The 1,142-nt window shown below is 63.4% G+C and carries 1 protein-coding gene and 1 pseudogene; one reads left to right on the forward strand and one right to left on the reverse strand.

All coding sequences use genetic code 11. The features are described 5' to 3' along the window. Positions 1–284 (forward strand): annotated as a pseudogene (locus ACIBMZ_RS30700) (hypothetical protein); the annotation flags it as partial. Between the two features lie 247 nt (positions 285–531). Here the strand turns inward: ACIBMZ_RS30700 and ACIBMZ_RS30705 are convergent. Beyond that, a partial coding sequence (locus ACIBMZ_RS30705; protein WP_396699825.1) for a tetratricopeptide repeat protein occupies positions 532–1,142 on the reverse strand: 611 nt, incomplete at its 5' end.

The raw sequence follows: 1,142 nt of genomic DNA on the forward strand, positions 1-1,142 counted from the left end.
GGTCGATTTGCTGTCTTACCTGGAGCCTCGCCCCCATCGACACCCGGGCTACACACACCATCCCTGACCTGCAGGATCAGGTTGAAAAAGGCTCAGTACTAGGAAGACGCAGCAGATGGGTTGTTGCGATGGTTGGCAACGACGCCAGGAACACGGATTTGGTTACCCGCCGAGCCACCCGGCACGTATGGGAGTATTGCGGTTCAGCCACCTTCCACCGCTCGACTCCACCGGCCAGCGAAGGCATCGATCTCAATGCGTTTTCAGAAGTCAGCCAGAGCTAGTGCGGTGTCCAGGAACGTTGGCGGTGTCGCCGCGAGGTCCAGGCGGCGGTTCGGCAAGGCGGAGTCGGGCCTGGATACCCGTGTTGTATCCAGACCCGACTCCAACGCCGCCGGTCGTCGTCTGGATCTGACGCGGCCCGGTGAACGTTTCTGGACACCGCACTAATCGCCTGCAAAAGTTCCCCATCGCCATCTCTCACCGCCGAAAGGCTAACCTTCCGATCCGCCGGGGCTGAAGTCGATTGGGTCACTGATTGGCGGTTCTGGCTCCGCCCTCTCGTGCGGCGGCCAGCTGACTGCGGATGGCGGTCGCCTCGCTGTGGCGATTGAGTAGGTCGAGGATCTCGGCGACGAGCCGAACCGTTCTGGCGGCGTATGGGTCGTACTTTTGGGGAAGTTGTCGCGCCAATTGCTTAAAGATCCCCGCAGCCTCGTCGGCCGCTGCCAGCGCGTCGTCCAGTCTGGACCGCTCTTTAGCCCGAGCGACCGCAAATGCCCCTAACGACATCGCGAGGTCGGGTAGGTGGGCGGCCGGGTTGGCCTGTGCCAATTGCCGACGGATCGTCACGGCCTCCTGGGAGGGTGTCAGGGCTTCCTCTCTGTGTCCCAGCTCCGACAGCCGGCTGCCGAGGTTGTTCAACGACATCGCGAGGTCGGGTAGGTAGGCAGCCGGGTTGGCCTGCGCCAACTGCCTGTACAGGTCGGCGGCTTCCTGGGAGGCTGCCAGGGCTTCCTCTCTGTGTCCCAGCTCCGACAGCATGACGCCGAGGTTGTTCAACGACATCGCGAGGTCGGGTAGGTAGGCAGCCGGGTTGGCCTGCGCCAACTGCCTGTACAGGTCGGCGGCTTCCTGGGAGG

The organism is Micromonospora sp. NPDC049900, assembly GCF_044461025.1.
GTDB lineage: Bacteria > Actinomycetota > Actinomycetes > Mycobacteriales > Micromonosporaceae > Micromonospora.